This is a genomic window from Pseudogulbenkiania sp. FW507-F1, from assembly GCF_058781125.1.
The window spans coordinates 1-839 of sequence record NZ_JBYSWM010000066.1 but is presented as its reverse complement, the minus strand read 5'-3'; the positions used below and the strand labels follow the sequence as shown (position 1 = coordinate 839).

Below are 839 nucleotides of genomic sequence, written 5' to 3'. Positions count from 1 at the left end.
GGCGTGGCCTTGCCGTCGGCACGCGGGTGGACGAGGTAGCCCTGGTTGAGCTGGGTGGCGCCGTGTTCGGACGACAGTTTGGCGCGCACTTCGCCGGGGGTGTCGTCGAACAAGAGTTCGTTGTACTGGCCGCCGTGGTGCTCTTTCGACTTGATGCCGGACAGGGTCTTGTTGGCCGGCAGGTTGCCGGCGCCGCTGAAGGCGGGCGGCGGGTGGCTGCCGTTGTACAGCACGCCGGTGATGACCGGGCGGTCGATGTCGCCTTCGAGGAAGTCGACCAGCACTTCCTGGCCGATACGCGGGATGAACTGGTGGCCCCAGCCGGCGCCGGCCGCGGGCATGGCGACGCGCAGCCAGCAGCTGGAGGTGTCGTCGAGGTTGGCGCCGATCGTCGGGTGTTCGTCGGGACGCTGCCAGTGGAACTGCACCTTGATGCGGCCGTGGGCGTCGGTGTGGATCTCTTCCCCCGCAGGCCCGACCACGGTGGCGGTCTGGGCGCCGCGCGCAGTGGGCTTGGCCAACGCGGTGCCGGCGTAGGCCGGGGTGAGCGGCAGGCCGCGGCGCTGGGCGCTGAAGGTGGTGTGGTACGGAACGTCGTTCGCCGACGTGTCGGCCCCCGCGCCGGCGGTCGAGGTTGGCCGAAGGCTGGGCGGCAGCGCCCGTGCCAGGTCGGTCGGCAGGTTGTTGCGGGCGGTGAAGGTCTGGCGCGTGACGACGAATTCGCGCTGTTCGGGAGCGTCCCCCTCGTGCGCCGGGTGGTCGTCGAGGCGGAACCACTGCCCGGCGGCGAGCCCGCGCACCGAGCCGCCACCGTCGAAGCGCTTGGCCTGCGCGTCGTG

At 71.6% G+C, this 839-nt stretch carries 1 protein-coding gene; it reads right to left on the bottom strand.

All coding sequences use genetic code 11. The annotated features are described in order from the left end of the window. Positions 1 to 839: type VI secretion system Vgr family protein (locus tag AC3WG5_RS19200; RefSeq protein ID WP_492570333.1), on the bottom strand; the 839-nt coding region annotated here is incomplete at both ends.